The following is a 14239-nucleotide window of genomic DNA, read 5'->3' on the forward strand; positions in this document are numbered from 1 at the left end:
CAAAATGGACCTTTTGACAATCCTATTACTGGGCTCCGTATTCCTCTTCACCACCGGCATAATGGCCATGGTCTTTCTGTTTGCCAAAGAAAGCCGCTTTGCCGAAAAGCGCACCATCAAAAAGCGCCTGTACTACATCTCTGCAGGGGGCATGCACGGCCGGGAGAAACTCTCCCTCTACCGGAACAAGGTTCTCCAGGACGTGGGGGTCTTGGAGAGGTTGGCCTTCAAACTGCCCCGCATCAGTCGCCTCGACGGCCTCCTCATCAAGGCCAGGGTGCCCATCAATGCCTCGACCTTCATCCTCGCAAGCCTTTTCCTTGGGGGCCTGGGACTGCTTGTGAGCCTTCAGTTCCTGCCCCAGAAGATCGCCGCCGTCGCCATTGGGTGCGTGTGCCTTCTGATCCCCTACTTCATGCTCCGGATGGCCGAAAGATCCTACTACGCGAAATTCGACGAGCAGCTGCCCGAGGCCCTCGATCTCCTCTCCAGGGCCATGAAATCGGGGCATGCCCTGACCTCGGGACTGGAGATGATCGTTTCCGAAATGGAGAACCCCATCAAGTCCGAATTCTCCGCGACGGTTGACGAGATCAAACTCGGGCTCACCCTCCAGGAAGCGTTCGACAACCTGTGTGACCGTGTCCCGACCACCGATCTGCGGTTTTTCGCGGTGTCGGTGCAGATCCAGAAGGAGACCGGGGGGAACCTCACGGAAATCCTCGACAACATCAGTCGCCTGATCCGGGACCGGGTCCAGTTCGACAGGCAGGTCAGGGCTCTGACCGCCGAGGGCAGGCTTTCCGCGGTGGTACTCGTATCCCTTCCCCTTTTGATGTTCCTCTACATCTATTTTGTGAACTACGAATACATCTCCCTCCTCTGGAAGGAAGAGATTGGGCGCATCATGCTGTACAGTGGGATTGTTTCCGCCATTGTCGGCGCCTACCTTATCAACAAAATCGTCACCGTAGAAATGTAAGGGGATTGGGATGAACAGGCTTTTAAATTCGTTTTTTTCTATCCTGGAAACCCCAGAGTACTTCGGCGTTCTCGCCATGACCTTCTTGGCCGCTGTCGGCCTCGTGCTTGGTCTTTATCTCCTGTTTACCCGCAGCAACGTCCTGCAGCGGCGCCTGAAACGCCTCACCTTGAGCCAAAAGGAACCCGAACAAAGCAAAAAGAAAATCCGACTCTTTGAAGAAGAACAGCAGGGCTTCGTCGGCAAGATCGCCAAGCCCCTGCATAATGTCGTGGCTCCAGCCGAAGGAGCCACAAAGAAAAAACTGCGCCTCAAGCTTATCCAGGCGGGTTTCCGTTCGGAACGAGCTTACCAGAACTACCTTGCCGCCAAGGTGGTTGGCGCCGTCGTCTTCCCCGCCATCCTGGTAGGCACCCGTTTCTTTTACGGCTTCAACGCCGAGGCAGCCGCACTGTGCCTGGTTCTAGCCCTTGCCGGCTTTCTTCTTCCCAATCTATTCCTCCATTACCTCACCAAGGCGCGGCAGCAGAGAATCGTCAAGGCCCTGCCCGACGCCCTGGACCTGATGGTCGTCTGTGTGGAAGCCGGCCTCGGCCTGGACATGACCTTTAAAAGGATCGGTGAGGAAATCAGACCCATGAACCAGGACCTCAGCGATGAATTCTTCCTCACAAACCTGGAGATCCGGGGCGGGAGGCCACGGCACGAAAGCTTGAAAAACATGGCCCTGCGAACGGGAATCTCGGAAATCAACGCGCTGATGACCATTCTGGTTCAGACCGCCCGTTTCGGAACGAGTTTGGCCAAGTCTCTGCGCGTACACGCCGACAGCATGCGGGTCAAGAGGCGCCAGATGGCCGAAGAGAAAGCGGCCAAGGCGGCGGTCAAGCTCCTGTTCCCCTTGATCTTTTTCATTTTCCCGGCCCTCTTCGTGGTTCTCGTCGGTCCGGCGGCCATCAAGATCGTCACCATTCTCTTCCCCGCAATGAGCGGCAACTAAGAGGGCGGTGCGGCCTTCAACAGGGCGAACCAACGCAAGCCATGGACATCAAGATTGATTTCATATCGACAGGAGGAAAGACTTTGAACCCGGTTTCGAATACTTCGCCAGAGAAAAATTTCAAAAAAACATCGACTCGTGTCGGCCGACAACTCTTGTTCTGTTTCATTTTTCTGGGCCTGTGCTCTTGCACCACATCCGTTCAGACCCTGAACGGAAACTATTCGGACATCCCTGAGGGTAAATTGCCCTCCCAGGACGCAATTCAACAAAAACAGCTGGAAAAACTGTCTCCTGCGGAACTGGTGCGGGAAGGCAACCTCCACCTGGCCAAGGACAATCTTCAATTGGCCAAACTGCACTTCAGCCTGGCCCTCAAAAAAGCCCCCCATTCCCCAGCACCCTACGTCGGTATGGGCCAGATCCTGCAGAGGGGGGGCAAATTGAAAGAGGCGCAGCAGGCCTATCAGCAAGCCGTGAAAGAAGGCCCGCTGCATCGCCCTGCCCTGTTGTCCCTGGCGATTCTTTCGAGGGAACTCGGAGAGCACGAAACCGCGGTGGTCTTTCTTCGCAAACTCCTCGACCGCAACCCCGGCGACCAGGAGTCAATGACGGAGTTGGCCATAACCTACGATGACATGGGAGAAGAGATGCTCGCCGAACCTCTTTTTTCCCAGATTGTCCAGACCCAGCCCGAGGCGGCCTCGGCCTACAACAACCTGGGCTTCAACTTCCTCCTTCAGGGACGCTACTCCGACGCGATTACAGCCCTTGGCACCGCCCTCGGGCAGGACCCCGGCGACAGGCAGATTCTGAACAATTTGGCAACCGCCTACGCCCTGCATGGAGACGAGGACAAGGCCCTGCAACTGTTCGAGGAAGCAGTCGGCAAACCTGCGGCCTTCAACAACCTCGGATATCTTTATATGACCCAAGGCCATTGGGATAGGGCCGAGGAGGCTTTTTTGCAGGCAATGAAACTCAACCCAAGGTTCTATCCCCGGGCCCAGGAGAACCTCGATCAACTCGCCCGCCTGCGCTCCCGTTCCGAGCCGTAAGAGGCGTGACATGGAGAATCCATTGAATCAGACCTTCACACTTAAGTTGGTGTTTCTTCCACACATGAGGGAGTCGGTTTTGGGCAATGGTTGGATTTTAGTCACCCGCCATTGAAATAGATCCCTATTCAGCTATCGTATTAACTAAATGAGAGATTCCAATCAATTCGAGGGATATGTGAAATACGTCTTGGGGTTCATTCTGTCCTTCTTCCTGTGGGGAACGTGTCAGGCGGAAATCGTCTCGGTGATTTCCGAAACTGCTGAATTGCGCAGCAAGCCCTCACCCACGAATTCCTACGTTGTGATGCAGGTCCCCCGCTACTACCCCCTTTCTGTTCAAGCGTCCCGGGGGGACTACTATGAGGTGAGAGATTTTCAGGACCACAGGGGGTGGATTCACAAATCAATGGTGGACCATTCTAGAAGCGTCGTGGTTGAAGTGGACCGGATGAATGTAAGGAAGGGCCCCGGCACCAACTACCCCGTCACCTTCCATGCATATCAGGGGGTGGTCTTCCGGGTCATGGGAGAAAAAGGATTGTGGCTGGAGGTGGAACACGAAGACGGAGAACGGGGCTGGGTTTCCAGTTCGCTCACCTGGGGGCAATGACTTGAGTCCCCCCCAAACCACCGTCGATGTTCGAACACCGGTGGGACGATTCCTCCTTCTGTAGGGCTGAAACGGGAATCGGGTTTTCCTCAACACGCCCCGGAATCTTCACCCCGTGCCGGAAAGGAAACAAGATGGCCATCAACGTTCTTATCTACTGCGGCTACAGACTCTTCGCCGAAGGCTTGCAAAAACTTTTGGAAGAGGATAAAAGCCTGCGAATTGTGGGCATCCACGCCGGTGACGAGGGTGTCAGCGGCATCCTGCAAAACGACCCCGATGTTATCGTGGCCGACCTGCCGAGCTGCAATTTCCTGGTCAATAACTATGAAAAAAAACTTCCCGCAAAAACCATCCTGATCACCGACGACCGAAAGGCCCCTTTTGGAAACGGCGGTCTGCAAAAACTAATTGCCAAAGGACTGGTGGGCATCTTTCACAAGAGCTACGATTCCGACCTGTTGAAAAAGGCCATTGCAACAGTCCATGCCGGCGAGTTGTGGATCGACAGGAAGACCCTCACAGAGTCCTTGAGCAGTTCCCAAAACGCCCATAAGAAAATCAGCCTGACCAAAAAAGAAAAGGAAATCCTCGACTGCATCTGCGAGGGCATGACCAACAAGGAGACGGCAGAGAAGCTGTCCATCAGCGAATTAACCGTAAAATCTCACTGCAACCACCTCTTCAAAAAGTTCGGCGTCTCCAACCGACTCAAACTGGCCCTCTTGGCATCGCAGATGTACCCCAGTCGCCTGGCCTAGCCTCTTCGCTGCCGAGGCCCCTTCCTTTGCTTTGCCCTGCCCAACCATGCGGACTCGGTTGATGAGTCCGCATGAAGCCGCACTCCCCCCTGACAAACACCCTCGCCCCAAAAGGTTCCTTCGACGAACAAGTCCCTGCGCGTCCCCGTGCACAAAAAAGCCCGGCAGAGGCCGGGCACCGGATTTCTTTGGGTTCTCCAGGGAATCACAACATGTCGAGGGGATCGACATCGACCACTAAACTCACCCCTGAGGGAATCCTCCCCTTTACGGCGTCCAGTTGTGCAAGAGCCTGCCGCAGAGGGGCGCGCAGCGGGGCCTTGAGCAGGATCTGCATGCGGCTCTTGCCCCGCAACCTAGCTAGGGGACAGGGAGCGGGACCGAGGACCTCGAGTCCGCCCGGTGCCGGCTGCAGATCGGCGCTGAGTTGCGCGGCGGCCTTGCCCACCCTGTCGGCGTCGTTGCCGGCCAGGACCAGGTTGACCAGGTAGCCAAAGGGGGGATAACCGAGCACCTGGCGAAAACCAGCTTCCTGCTCGTAGAACTCCTGGTAGTCGTGGTTTGCGGCGCAGGCCAGAGCATAGTGGTCGGGGGAATAGGTCTGGATAAAGACCCGACCCGGCCGCTGCCCGCGTCCGGCCCTTCCGGCGACTTGGGTGAGCAGGGCAAAGGTGCGCTCGGCGCTGCGGAAATCCGGAAAGTTGAGGGTGTTATCGGCGTTGACCACCCCGACCAGAGTGACCCCGGGGAAATCGTGCCCCTTGGCCACCATCTGGGTGCCGACCAGGATGTCCAACTCCCCGTCCCGCATGCGACTGACCAGGTCCTGGTGAGCCCCCTTGCGACCGGTGGTGTCCCGGTCCATTCGGCCGATGCGGGCCTCGGGAAAAACGTCCGCCAACTCTTCTTCGAGGCGTTCGGTTCCGGCCCCTTCAGGCTGCAGGTTTCCCCCCTTGCACCCGGGGCAGAGTTCCGGCGGAACCAACTGATAGTCGCAATAGTGGCAGCGCAACTGGCGCCGCCGTTGATGAAAGGTGAGGGTGATTTCGCAGTTAGGGCAGCGGAAGGTCTGACCGCAATCCTGACAGAGCAGGAAGGGGGCGAAACCCCGCCGGTTGAGAAGGACCAGGGCCTGTTCCCCCCGCACCAGGGTTTCCGCCAGGGCTTCGGCGAGGGGTGCGGAGAGAGTCCCCTCGGGGCGTTCCTGCGCGAGGTCGACCAGGCACACCTCGGGAAGGGGCCGGTCCTGAACCCGACTGCCGAGAGGCAGGTAGCCGCAGGAACCGGTCTTGGCCCGCTGGAAGGTCGTCAGTGCCGGGGTCGCGCTACCGAGGAGAACGACGGCGGAACACATCTGGCCCCGGAGCAAGGCCAGGTCGCGGGCATGATAGCGAAACCCCTCGCCCTGCTTGTAGCTGCTTTCGTGCTCTTCATCAACGACGATGATGCCCAGGTCCTGGAGGGGAGCAAAGACCGCCGAACGGGCCCCGATGACGATCGGCACGTCCCCACGGGCGATGCTCCGCCAGGCATCGTAGCGCTCACCATCGGAAAGCCCGGAATGCAGAACAGCGATGGCGGTGTCGGAGGGCAGAAAACGGGCCCGGAATCGACCCACGAGTTGGGGAGTGAGGGCGATTTCCGGGACCAGTACCAGGGCCCGTTTGCCCCGCTTGAGGGCCGAATCGATGGCCCGCAGGTAGACCTCGGTCTTGCCGCTGCCGGTTACCCCGTGAAGCAGGAAGGGGGAAAAATCTCCCGCAACAAGGGCCTGCTCGATCCTCTCCAGGGCCGACGACTGCTCATCGCTCGGCTCGACGGGGCGGTCAGGCTCCGGCGGGAGGGCGGAAAAAGGGTCGCGCAGGCTCTCCACCGAAGACTCTTCGACCAGCCCCTGCTCCAGCAGGCGCTTCAACGGGGCGTGGGGTTCGGGGAAATGTTCCCGCAGCTCAGGCAGTGGCACCGCGCCGCGGGAGCGAAGAAAGGACAGGATGGCACGCTGCTTCGGCCCGGAGGGTTCCCCCTCTCCCTGGCACGGGGAAAAGACCCGCTCGCGACGCACGGAAACGCCCTCGCCCCGCCCCGAGAGGCCGGCCGGCAGGGCGGTCCGGATGACCTCCCCGAGAGGAAACCGGTAATAGTCTGCGGCACGGACGAAAAAGGGAACAAGGGATTCGGGGAAAAGGGGTTCGTCGTCGAGGACCTCATCGATGTCTTTGAGCCCCGCGGGGTCGCCGAGGCGAAGCTCCAGCAGGTAGCCGACGACCCGCCGGCGCCCGAGGGGCACCCGCAGGCGCATCCCCACCCGGGCCCTCTCCCGCAGTCTCTCCGGAATCCTGTAGAAGAGGGTTTTGTCCAGCGGAGCGGCAACGGCCACGACAGCGATCGAGGTTGTGGAATTCAACTGCGGCGGCTCCCGGCTCAGCTCAGGGTTTCAGGGCTGGCCAGACCCTCCCGAGTGGCCTTGACCAGGACCCCGGAGAGCCCAAGCAGACCGATGAGGTTGGGGATGGCCATGGCGCCGTTCATGGTGTCGGAGAAGTCCCAGACGAACCCGACCTTCTGAAAGGCGCCGAGGGCGACCACCGAACAGAAGACGTAACGGTAGGGGGTCCGCGCCTTGAGCCCGAAGAGATATTCTATGCACTCCTCGCCGTAATAGGCCCAGCCGATCATGGTCGAGTAGGCGAAGACCGCGATGCCGATTGTGACGATGAGTCCTCCGGGACCGGGCAGCCCCTGCTGAAAGGCCATGTAGGTCAGGGCGCTGGAGGTCTCCCCGCTCTGCCAGGCCCCGGTGGAGAGGATCACCAGGGCGGTCATGGAGCAGACGATGATTGTGTCGAAGAAGACCCCGGTCATGGCGATGAGGCCCTGGCGCACTGCGCTCTCGGTGCGGGCTGCTGCATGGGCTATGGGGGCGCTGCCAAGGCCTGCCTCGTTGGAAAAGACCCCGCGGGCCACCCCGAAGCGAACCGCGGCGGCCACCGTCGCCCCGGCAAATCCGCCGGCGGCCGACGCGGGGGCGAAGGCGTGGCTGAAAATCAGGCTGAGGGCCTGGGGGATATGGGCCGCGTGAAGGACCAGAATGACCAGGGCCCCCGCCACGTAGAAGAGGGCCATCGTCGGCACCAGCTTTTCGGTCACCTTGCCGATGCGCCGGATGCCGCCGATGATGACCGCCCCGGTAAGCAGGGCCAACACAAGCCCGGTAGCCAGCGGCGGCACGCTCCAGGTGGTCTCCAGGGCCACTGCCACCGAGTTGGACTGGACCATGCTGCCGATACCGAAGGCGGCGAGACTGCCGAAAAGGGCGAACAGCCAGCCGAGCCACTTCAGCCCAAGCCCCTCGGCAATGTAACGCATAGGTCCGCCCTGCATGGTGCCGTCCGGGAGATGTTCCCGATACTTCACCGCCAGGACCGCCTCGGCGTACTTGGTCGCCATGCCGAACAGGGCGCAGACCCACATCCAGAAGATGGCGCCGGGGCCGCCCAGGTAAATGGCCGTCGCCACCCCCGCGATGTTTCCCGTGCCGATCGTCGCCGACAGGGCAGTGGTCAGCGCCTGGAAGGGGGTGATGTCCCCCTCGCCCAGATCCTTGCCGCTCCGGCTAAAGACCAGTTTCAGAGCCCTGGGCAGGTAGGTGAACTGCAGGAAACCGAGCCGCAGACTCAGAAATATCCCCGTTCCGACCAGCAGGGCCAGCATGTAAGGGCCCCAGACAAAACTGTTCAGACTGGACATGGCTTGAGACAGCACCGTTTCCTCCACTTCTGTTCTTCAGGGAATTCAGCGACCCAGACGCATCAGGCGGCATGGCCGCTCAAAGGGAAAAGGGCGGGAAAAGGCCGACCCACAAGATGCTCCGGCGCCGGATGCAAAATTGTTATACCTCGTCCGAAAGGGCTTGGCCCACCGCTTCGCCAAGCTGCCGGCAGGCCTGAAGATCCTCCTCGGTGGGGCGGAACCGGAACGAGAGACCGGGGGCCGCAAGGGTGTACTTGAGCCCCAGGAGCCGCTCCTCGACGATTTTGATCGCCTCGCCGCTCCAGCCGAAGGAACCGAACACCGCCCCCACCCTGCCCTTGGGGGTCACGCTCGAGAGGAGGGACAGGGCCTTCCAGACCGGCGGGGGCGCGTCCCGGTTGATGGTGGGGGTACCGACGAGAAGGGCATCGGCCCGCTCGATCTCGTCGCGCAGTTCCTCGTCCTTCATGTCAATGATGGCCCGCTCCAGCACCTCGACACCCCGGGCTTCGAGCCCGGCGCGCACCGCCTTGGCCATGGTCCGGGTGTTTCCATGGGGGGAGAGGGTCAGCAGCAGGGCCCGCTTGGCTCCTGTCGAAGGGGGAGCTGCCGCCATGCGGCGGTAGGCTCTCACCGCATCCATCGGGTCGCGTCGCAGGAGTGGCCCGTGGGAGGGACAGACGAGGCTGAGATCAAGACCTTCCACCTTTGCCACCGCTTCCCGGATCTTATCCTTGAAAGGACGCATGATCGTGTAGAAGTAGTGGGCGAACTCGGAGGAGAAGTCGGGCACCTCGTCGTCGAACAGACCGTCTGCACAATAATGGGCCCCGAAGGCGTCGCAGGGGAAAAGGACCTTCTCCTCGGGGAGATGGGTGAACATGGTGTCGGGCCAGTGCAGGTAGGGGGCCAGCACAAAGCGCAGGGTCCTGCCTCCCAGGTCGATTTCCTCCCCGTCGGCCACGACGTGGGTCCGCATCGGCGCCTCGATCAGCTGTTTGAGGAAATTTTCCCCGGGGCGGGTGCAGTAGACCTCGATTTCAGGGTTGTGCAGAAGCAGCTTCTCCAGGGCGCCCGAATGGTCGGGTTCGGTGTGGTTGACCACCACCAGGTCGATCATCTCCAGGGGAACGAGGCTGCGGACGGTCTCCAGGTAACGATCGGCGAAAGGCGCCTTGACCGTGTCGATCAGGGCCACTTTCTGCCGCCCCCGGACCAGGAAGGCGTTGTATGTGGTGCCGTGCCGGGTGGGAAAGAGCTCGTCGAAAACCTTCAACTCGGGGTGCTTGGCCCCGACCCAGTGGACGCCTGCACAAACTTCACGGCTGCCGGACATGGATTCACCCCTTTCTCAATGATCGCTCAAGGGAGGGAAAGGCTCTTCTCCGGAATATACCCCAACCTCCAGGAAGAGACAAGGCGACCTTGGTGGAACCGGCCGGCCATGGTATATTGGCTGCAACGGCCGTTGCTGCTCTTGGAAAACGCAGGAGAGGTAAAAGGGTGAATCGGGAGGCGGAAGAGAACAAGAAGAACCGGAGACGCTCGAGAGTGTCCCGGCGAGCCTTCCTGCTCGGCGGCGGCGCTGCAGGAGGTTTGGTTCTGGCCGACGCCCTGGTCCGGGAACCGCGGGCCTTCCAGGTGCAGGAGGTGGTCCTGCCCCTGGCCAAGGTCCCGCCGGGCCGGGAATTGCGCCTTGTCCACCTCTCGGACCTGCACATCCGTTCATTTCACGGCTACTTCGAAAAAGTGGCACGGACCGTCAACGGTCTCGAACCGGACCTCATCCTCCTGACCGGCGACTACCTCGAGCAGCGCCGGAACCTTGACGGGGTGCAGCGCTTCGTGAGCATGCTCAAGGCCCCGGGAGGCATCTTCGCCGTACAGGGGAACTGGGAGTACTGGGCGCGGCTCGAAGGGGAGAACCTGCGCAGGCACTTTGCCCGATGGGGCGCCACCCTCCTCATCAACCGGAGCCACGACCTTGACCTGCACGGGGTCCCCCTGTCCGTCCTCGGGCTCGACTATCCCTCCCCATCCGACCGGGTGAAACTGCTCGCTCGAATGGCCGCACCGGAGCGCGTCAACCTGCTCCTCTCCCACGTGCCGGCATTCGACCACCAAGCTCTGGAGGGACGGATCGATCTCATCCTCTGCGGCCACACCCACGGCGGCCAGGTCCGCCTCCCCTTTGTCCCGCCCTTCTACCTGCCTCGCTTTTCGGAGCCCTTCATCGAAGGACTCTACCGGGTAGGGCCCGAAGAGACGCCCCTCTACGTGACTCGCGGAGTGGGGACCAGCATCCTTCCGGTCCGTTTTTTGTGTCGGCCCGAGATCACCCTGCTGCGGCTCCACGCCGCCTGAGGTCCCCCCGGCTCAGTAACCCAGGTATGACATCAAGCTCCGCATCTCGTCCATGAGCGCCCTGAAGCCCGGTCCGGCCAGGCTCTGAGCCCCATCGCAGAGAGCTTTCTCCGGGGCCGGGTGGACCTCGATCATGAGGCCATGGGTGCCTGCCACCAGGGCGGCCTTGGCCATGACCGGCACCAGACTGCGTTTGCCCGTGGCGTGACTGGGATCGACTATAATGGGAAGGTGGCTCATCTCCTTGATGAGAGGGACCACCGACAGGTCCAGGGTATTGCGAGTGGCCCTCTCGAAGGTTCGCACCCCCCGCTCGCAGAGGATCACCCGGGAGTTGCCCTCGGCCAGGATGTACTCGGCGGCGGCCAGGAATTCCTCGAGGGTGGCGCTCATTCCCCGTTTGAGCAGGACCGGGTGGCCGGTTTTCCCGGCCTCCTTGAGCAGATCGAAGTTCTGCATGTTACGGGCTCCGATCTGAAGAATGTCGGCGTGGCGGCAGACGTCATCGAGTTGCCCGATGCGCATCACTTCGGTGATGACCGGCATGCCCGCCTCGTCCCCGGCGCGCCGCAGGTACTTGAGGCCTTCCTTGCCGAGTCCCTGGAAGGAATGGGGGCCGGTGCGGGGTTTGAATGCCCCCCCCCGAAGGATCTGCGCCCCCGCGCCCTTGACCAGGAGTGCGGCCTCGACCATCTGCTCCTCGCTCTCGATGGAGCAGGGGCCGGCGATGATGACGGGGGGATGCCCCTCCCCCACCGAAACCCCGCCAACTTCCACCACCGTGGAGGCGGGATGAAAATCGCGGGAAACCATTTTATAGGGCTTGCTGACGTGGATGATCTCCCGGATGCCGGGCAGATGGCGAATGGAGGTATCATCGACATATCCCTGGTTGCCGAGAACGCCGATGGCGGTCCGCTCGCTGCCGGGAATCGGCTCCGCCCGCAGTCCCATCTGCTCGACCGCCCGGCGCACGGCCTCGATCTGATCGGCTGGGGCGCTGTGATGCATGACGATAAGCATAACTATACATCTCCTTGAACAAAAAGAATCGGCGGAAAACTGGCCCGTCCCCGCGCATGGGCCATTCAGGCCTTAAGGTTAGCCCTCCCCGGGGGGGAATACAACTTTTTTCCTTCCGGCGAGCCCCTGGGATGGAGTAATATTGAGGACATGTCATGTTTTCCGGCGTCGGCCTGCCCGCGGCCGCCACTGCCCCTTCGCCCCTCAAAGGAGATGCCCGTCATGGACCGAAGAGCCCTCGCCACCCTTCTCGTCGCCGCCTCCGCCTCCCTGATTCTCGCCGCCCCCCTGCTCGGGGCGGAGCCGGAAGACCGGGCCCTGGAACTGATAAACGCCCAAGGATGCCGGGGATGCCACTCCATCGGCGGACAGGGCGGCAGCCTCGGCCCCGCCCTGGATGGAGTCGGCGCTCGCCTCGACTCCCACCAGGTCATGCGGCAGCTGACCGACCCCAAGGCCCTCAACGAAAAGTCTCTCATGCCCTCCTACAAGCACCTGCCCCAAGAGAACCTGACGGTCATCGCCGATTACCTGGCAGGACTGAAGTAAAGCTTTGCCCCAATGACGGATCGATCGGACGCGCAGCCGGTCGATCCGTCTGACCTGCGGAAGAAGGCCGGGCTATTGCGGCGAACCGCCGGGGTGAGTTTCCGGAACGATCCCAACATCTTAATTGCACTCCCCCGGCAGATGGGCTAAACTTGGCGCAGTACCCGCGGGGGCTTATCCCCCCGAAAAACCAGCTTGGAGGATGACCGCTTCAGATGACCCAAAGAATGATCGAGATCACGTCCCCGAATTTCATCCGGGAGGAGCAACTGGGAGAGGATTCCGACCTGTCGGGCTTTTTCGGCGCCCCCCGCCCCCTGGCCCTCGAGATCGGTTGCGGCACCGGGCACTTCGCCCTGGAATGGGCCCGCAAAAACCCCGCCACCAACCTCCTGGCCATCGACATCTACAACCAGGGCTGCTTCAAGACCTGCCGCAAGGCGGACGAGGCCCAACTCGACAATCTGCGAGTCATGCGCCTGGAGGCCCGCTACCTCCTCTCCCGCGTCCTTGGACCCGGAAGTCTGGCAGCGGTCTTCGTCAACTGCCCCGACCCCTGGCCGAAGAAGAGGCACCGTCGGCGCCGCCTGGTCAACAAGGACTTCCTCGACCTGCTGCTCTACTCCCTGGGTCCGAGCGGGGACTTCTTCTTCAGCCCCGATTTCGCCAACTACGCCCACGAGGTGGCGGACCTTCTCCAAAGCCACAAGGGTTTCGCCAACTGCCTCGCCTCACCCTACACCACGACCCTTCCAGGCTACCCCCTATCCAAGTACATGCGCCGTTTCCTCGACAAGGGCCAGCCGATCCACTTCATGCATTACCGTAAGCAGAAGGGCGTCGACATCGACTCCCCTCCCGAAGTCTGCCGCGGCTTCCGGGTCCGCTGGGACAAGGCCGGCAATGAGTAGCCCCTACCTCACGACCCAGATCCCGGGCACCGGCGGTCTCATCAAGGAGACGCCGGAGGACTTTCTGGTCGAGGAAATCCCCCTCTACGCCCCCTGCGGCGAAGGCGAGCACCTTTATCTCCAGGTCGAAAAGCAGGGACTGACCACCTTCGCCATGATGGAGCGCCTGGCGCGGGCCCTGGGGGTGAAGGAGCGGGACATGGGCTACGCCGGGCTCAAGGACGCCCGGGCCACCACCCGGCAGACCGTCTCCATTCCCGGAGTGCTCCCGGAGCAAATCCAGGGCCTGAACCTGGAGGGGGTGCGCATCCTCTCCGCGACCCTGCACGGCAACAAGCTGCGCCCAGGGCACCTCGCCGGCAACCGCTTCGCCATCCGCGTCCGGCAGGTCGAAGGCGACGCCCTGGAGGCTGCCCGGGCCACCCTCGGCGCCCTTCAGGAGTTCGGTGTCCCCAACCTTTTCGGACAGCAGCGCTACGGCTCCCTCGGCAACTCCCACCTGGTCGGCCGGGCCCTGCTGCGCAAAGAGTACGAGGCCGCCGCCGGCAAGGTCCTTGGAGATCCGGCCCGGATCAGCAACGCGCGGTGGCGCCAGGGTGCCGAACGTTTCGCGGCAGGAGACCTCGAGGGAGCCCTGGCCGCCCTGCCCCCCCGCATGCGCAACGAGCGCGCCCTGATCCGCGACCTCCTGGCAGGCCGACCGGCCGGCAAGGCGGTCCTCTGATTACCGCGCAAATTGCTGCGCCTCTACCTCTCCGCCTACCAGTCGAGCCTCTTCGATCGCCTGGTCGCCATGCGCCTCGCCACCCTCTGCACCCTGTGGCCTGGAGACCTGGCATACAAGCACGGCAACGGCGCCTGCTTCACGGTTGAAGAGCCGGCCGCCGAGCAACCCCGCGCCGACCGTTTGGAAATCAGCCCCTCGGCCCCCCTGTTCGGCTACAAAGTGACCCTGGCCGGTGGCCAGGCGGGCATTCTGGAAGAAGCGCTGCTGGAGAAGGAAAGTCTGCGGACCGAGGACTTCCGCCTGGAGCGGGGCCTGAGTATGGAAGGGGAGCGCCGCCCATTGCGGGTGCCCCTGACCGGGGCCGAGGTTCGCCAGGAAGGGGATGACCTGCTGCTTGGGTTCGGACTTCCCAGGGGAAGTTACGCCACAAGCGTCCTGCGGGAGATCATGAAGCCCCCGGAGAACGACACCCTTCACGGGGACCATTAAGGCCACTCTTCA

Annotated in this window: 13 protein-coding genes and 1 pseudogene; 9 read left to right on the plus strand and 5 right to left on the minus strand. The window is 61.9% G+C overall.

Going from position 1 to position 14239, the window contains the following annotated elements; genetic code table 11:
- The first annotated feature begins 4 nt into the window (after positions 1-4).
- A complete protein-coding gene (locus C0617_RS01370) occupies positions 5-982 on the plus strand; it encodes a type II secretion system F family protein (protein WP_291315225.1) in 978 nt (325 codons plus the stop codon).
- A 22-nt stretch (positions 983-1004) separates the two neighbouring features.
- Here the strand turns inward: C0617_RS01370 and C0617_RS01375 are convergent, their stop codons facing one another.
- Entirely contained in the window at positions 1005-1247 is a 243-nt protein-coding gene (locus C0617_RS01375) for a hypothetical protein (RefSeq protein ID WP_291315226.1), read from the minus strand.
- 6 nt (positions 1248-1253) lie between these two features.
- Here C0617_RS01375 and C0617_RS01380 point away from each other — a divergent pair, with 6 nt between their 5' ends.
- The 4 genes from C0617_RS01380 (at position 1254) to C0617_RS01395 (ending at position 4414) form a co-directional block, all read left to right on the plus strand.
- The gene (locus tag C0617_RS01380) at positions 1254-1982 is read left to right on the plus strand and encodes a type II secretion system F family protein (RefSeq protein ID WP_291315227.1); all 729 of its coding nucleotides are present in this window, start codon (positions 1254-1256) and stop codon (positions 1980-1982) included.
- Between the two features lie 245 nt (positions 1983-2227).
- Complete coding sequence (locus tag C0617_RS01385; RefSeq protein WP_291315228.1) at positions 2228-3040, plus strand: tetratricopeptide repeat protein; 813 nt, start codon at positions 2228-2230, stop codon at positions 3038-3040.
- A 178-nt stretch (positions 3041-3218) separates the two neighbouring features.
- A complete protein-coding gene (locus C0617_RS01390) occupies positions 3219-3653 on the plus strand; it encodes an SH3 domain-containing protein (RefSeq protein WP_291315229.1) in 435 nt (144 codons plus the stop codon).
- 134 nt (positions 3654-3787) lie between these two features.
- Positions 3788-4414, plus strand: coding sequence for a response regulator transcription factor (locus tag C0617_RS01395; RefSeq protein WP_291315230.1), 627 nt, complete (start codon positions 3788-3790; stop codon positions 4412-4414).
- 205 nt (positions 4415-4619) lie between these two features.
- Here C0617_RS01395 and priA read toward each other — a convergent pair whose 3' ends face one another.
- The 3 genes from priA to C0617_RS01410 all read right to left on the minus strand — a co-directional run bounded on the left by priA (position 4620) and on the right by C0617_RS01410 (position 9500).
- Positions 4620-6818: a primosomal protein N' gene (gene priA / locus C0617_RS01400; RefSeq protein ID WP_291315231.1), complete on the minus strand. Its 2199-nt coding sequence runs from the start codon at positions 6816-6818 to the stop codon at positions 4620-4622.
- Between the two features lie 17 nt (positions 6819-6835).
- On the minus strand, positions 6836-8161 hold the full coding sequence (locus C0617_RS01405; protein ID WP_365888833.1) for a sodium:alanine symporter family protein: 1326 nt from the start codon (positions 8159-8161) through the stop codon (positions 6836-6838).
- Between the two features lie 142 nt (positions 8162-8303).
- The gene (locus tag C0617_RS01410; RefSeq protein ID WP_291315233.1) at positions 8304-9500 is read right to left on the minus strand and encodes an FprA family A-type flavoprotein; all 1197 of its coding nucleotides are present in this window, start codon (positions 9498-9500) and stop codon (positions 8304-8306) included.
- A 167-nt stretch (positions 9501-9667) separates the two neighbouring features.
- Here C0617_RS01410 and C0617_RS01415 point away from each other — a divergent pair, with 167 nt between their 5' ends.
- The gene (locus C0617_RS01415; protein WP_291315234.1) at positions 9668-10528 is read left to right on the plus strand and encodes a metallophosphoesterase; all 861 of its coding nucleotides are present in this window, start codon (positions 9668-9670) and stop codon (positions 10526-10528) included.
- 12 nt (positions 10529-10540) lie between these two features.
- On the opposite strand, the gene aroF is transcribed toward C0617_RS01415, so the two are convergent.
- A complete protein-coding gene (aroF, locus tag C0617_RS01420; RefSeq protein ID WP_291315235.1) occupies positions 10541-11551 on the minus strand; it encodes a 3-deoxy-7-phosphoheptulonate synthase in 1011 nt (336 codons plus the stop codon).
- A 222-nt stretch (positions 11552-11773) separates the two neighbouring features.
- Here aroF and C0617_RS01425 point away from each other — a divergent pair, with 222 nt between their 5' ends.
- The 3 genes and pseudogenes from C0617_RS01425 (at position 11774) to truD (ending at position 14227) form a co-directional block, all read left to right on the plus strand.
- Complete coding sequence (locus C0617_RS01425; protein ID WP_291315236.1) at positions 11774-12100, plus strand: cytochrome c; 327 nt, start codon at positions 11774-11776, stop codon at positions 12098-12100.
- A gap of 215 nt (positions 12101-12315) precedes the next feature.
- On the plus strand, positions 12316-13011 hold the full coding sequence (trmB, locus tag C0617_RS01430) for a tRNA (guanosine(46)-N7)-methyltransferase TrmB (RefSeq protein ID WP_291315237.1): 696 nt from the start codon (positions 12316-12318) through the stop codon (positions 13009-13011).
- Positions 13004-14227 (plus strand): annotated as a pseudogene (truD, locus tag C0617_RS01435) (tRNA pseudouridine(13) synthase TruD). The gene trmB and the pseudogene truD overlap by 8 nt, the downstream one beginning before the upstream one ends.
- Positions 14228-14239: the final 12 nt, after the last annotated feature.

This window comes from Desulfuromonas sp. (assembly GCF_002868845.1).
Lineage (GTDB): Bacteria > Desulfobacterota > Desulfuromonadia > Desulfuromonadales > BM501 > BM501.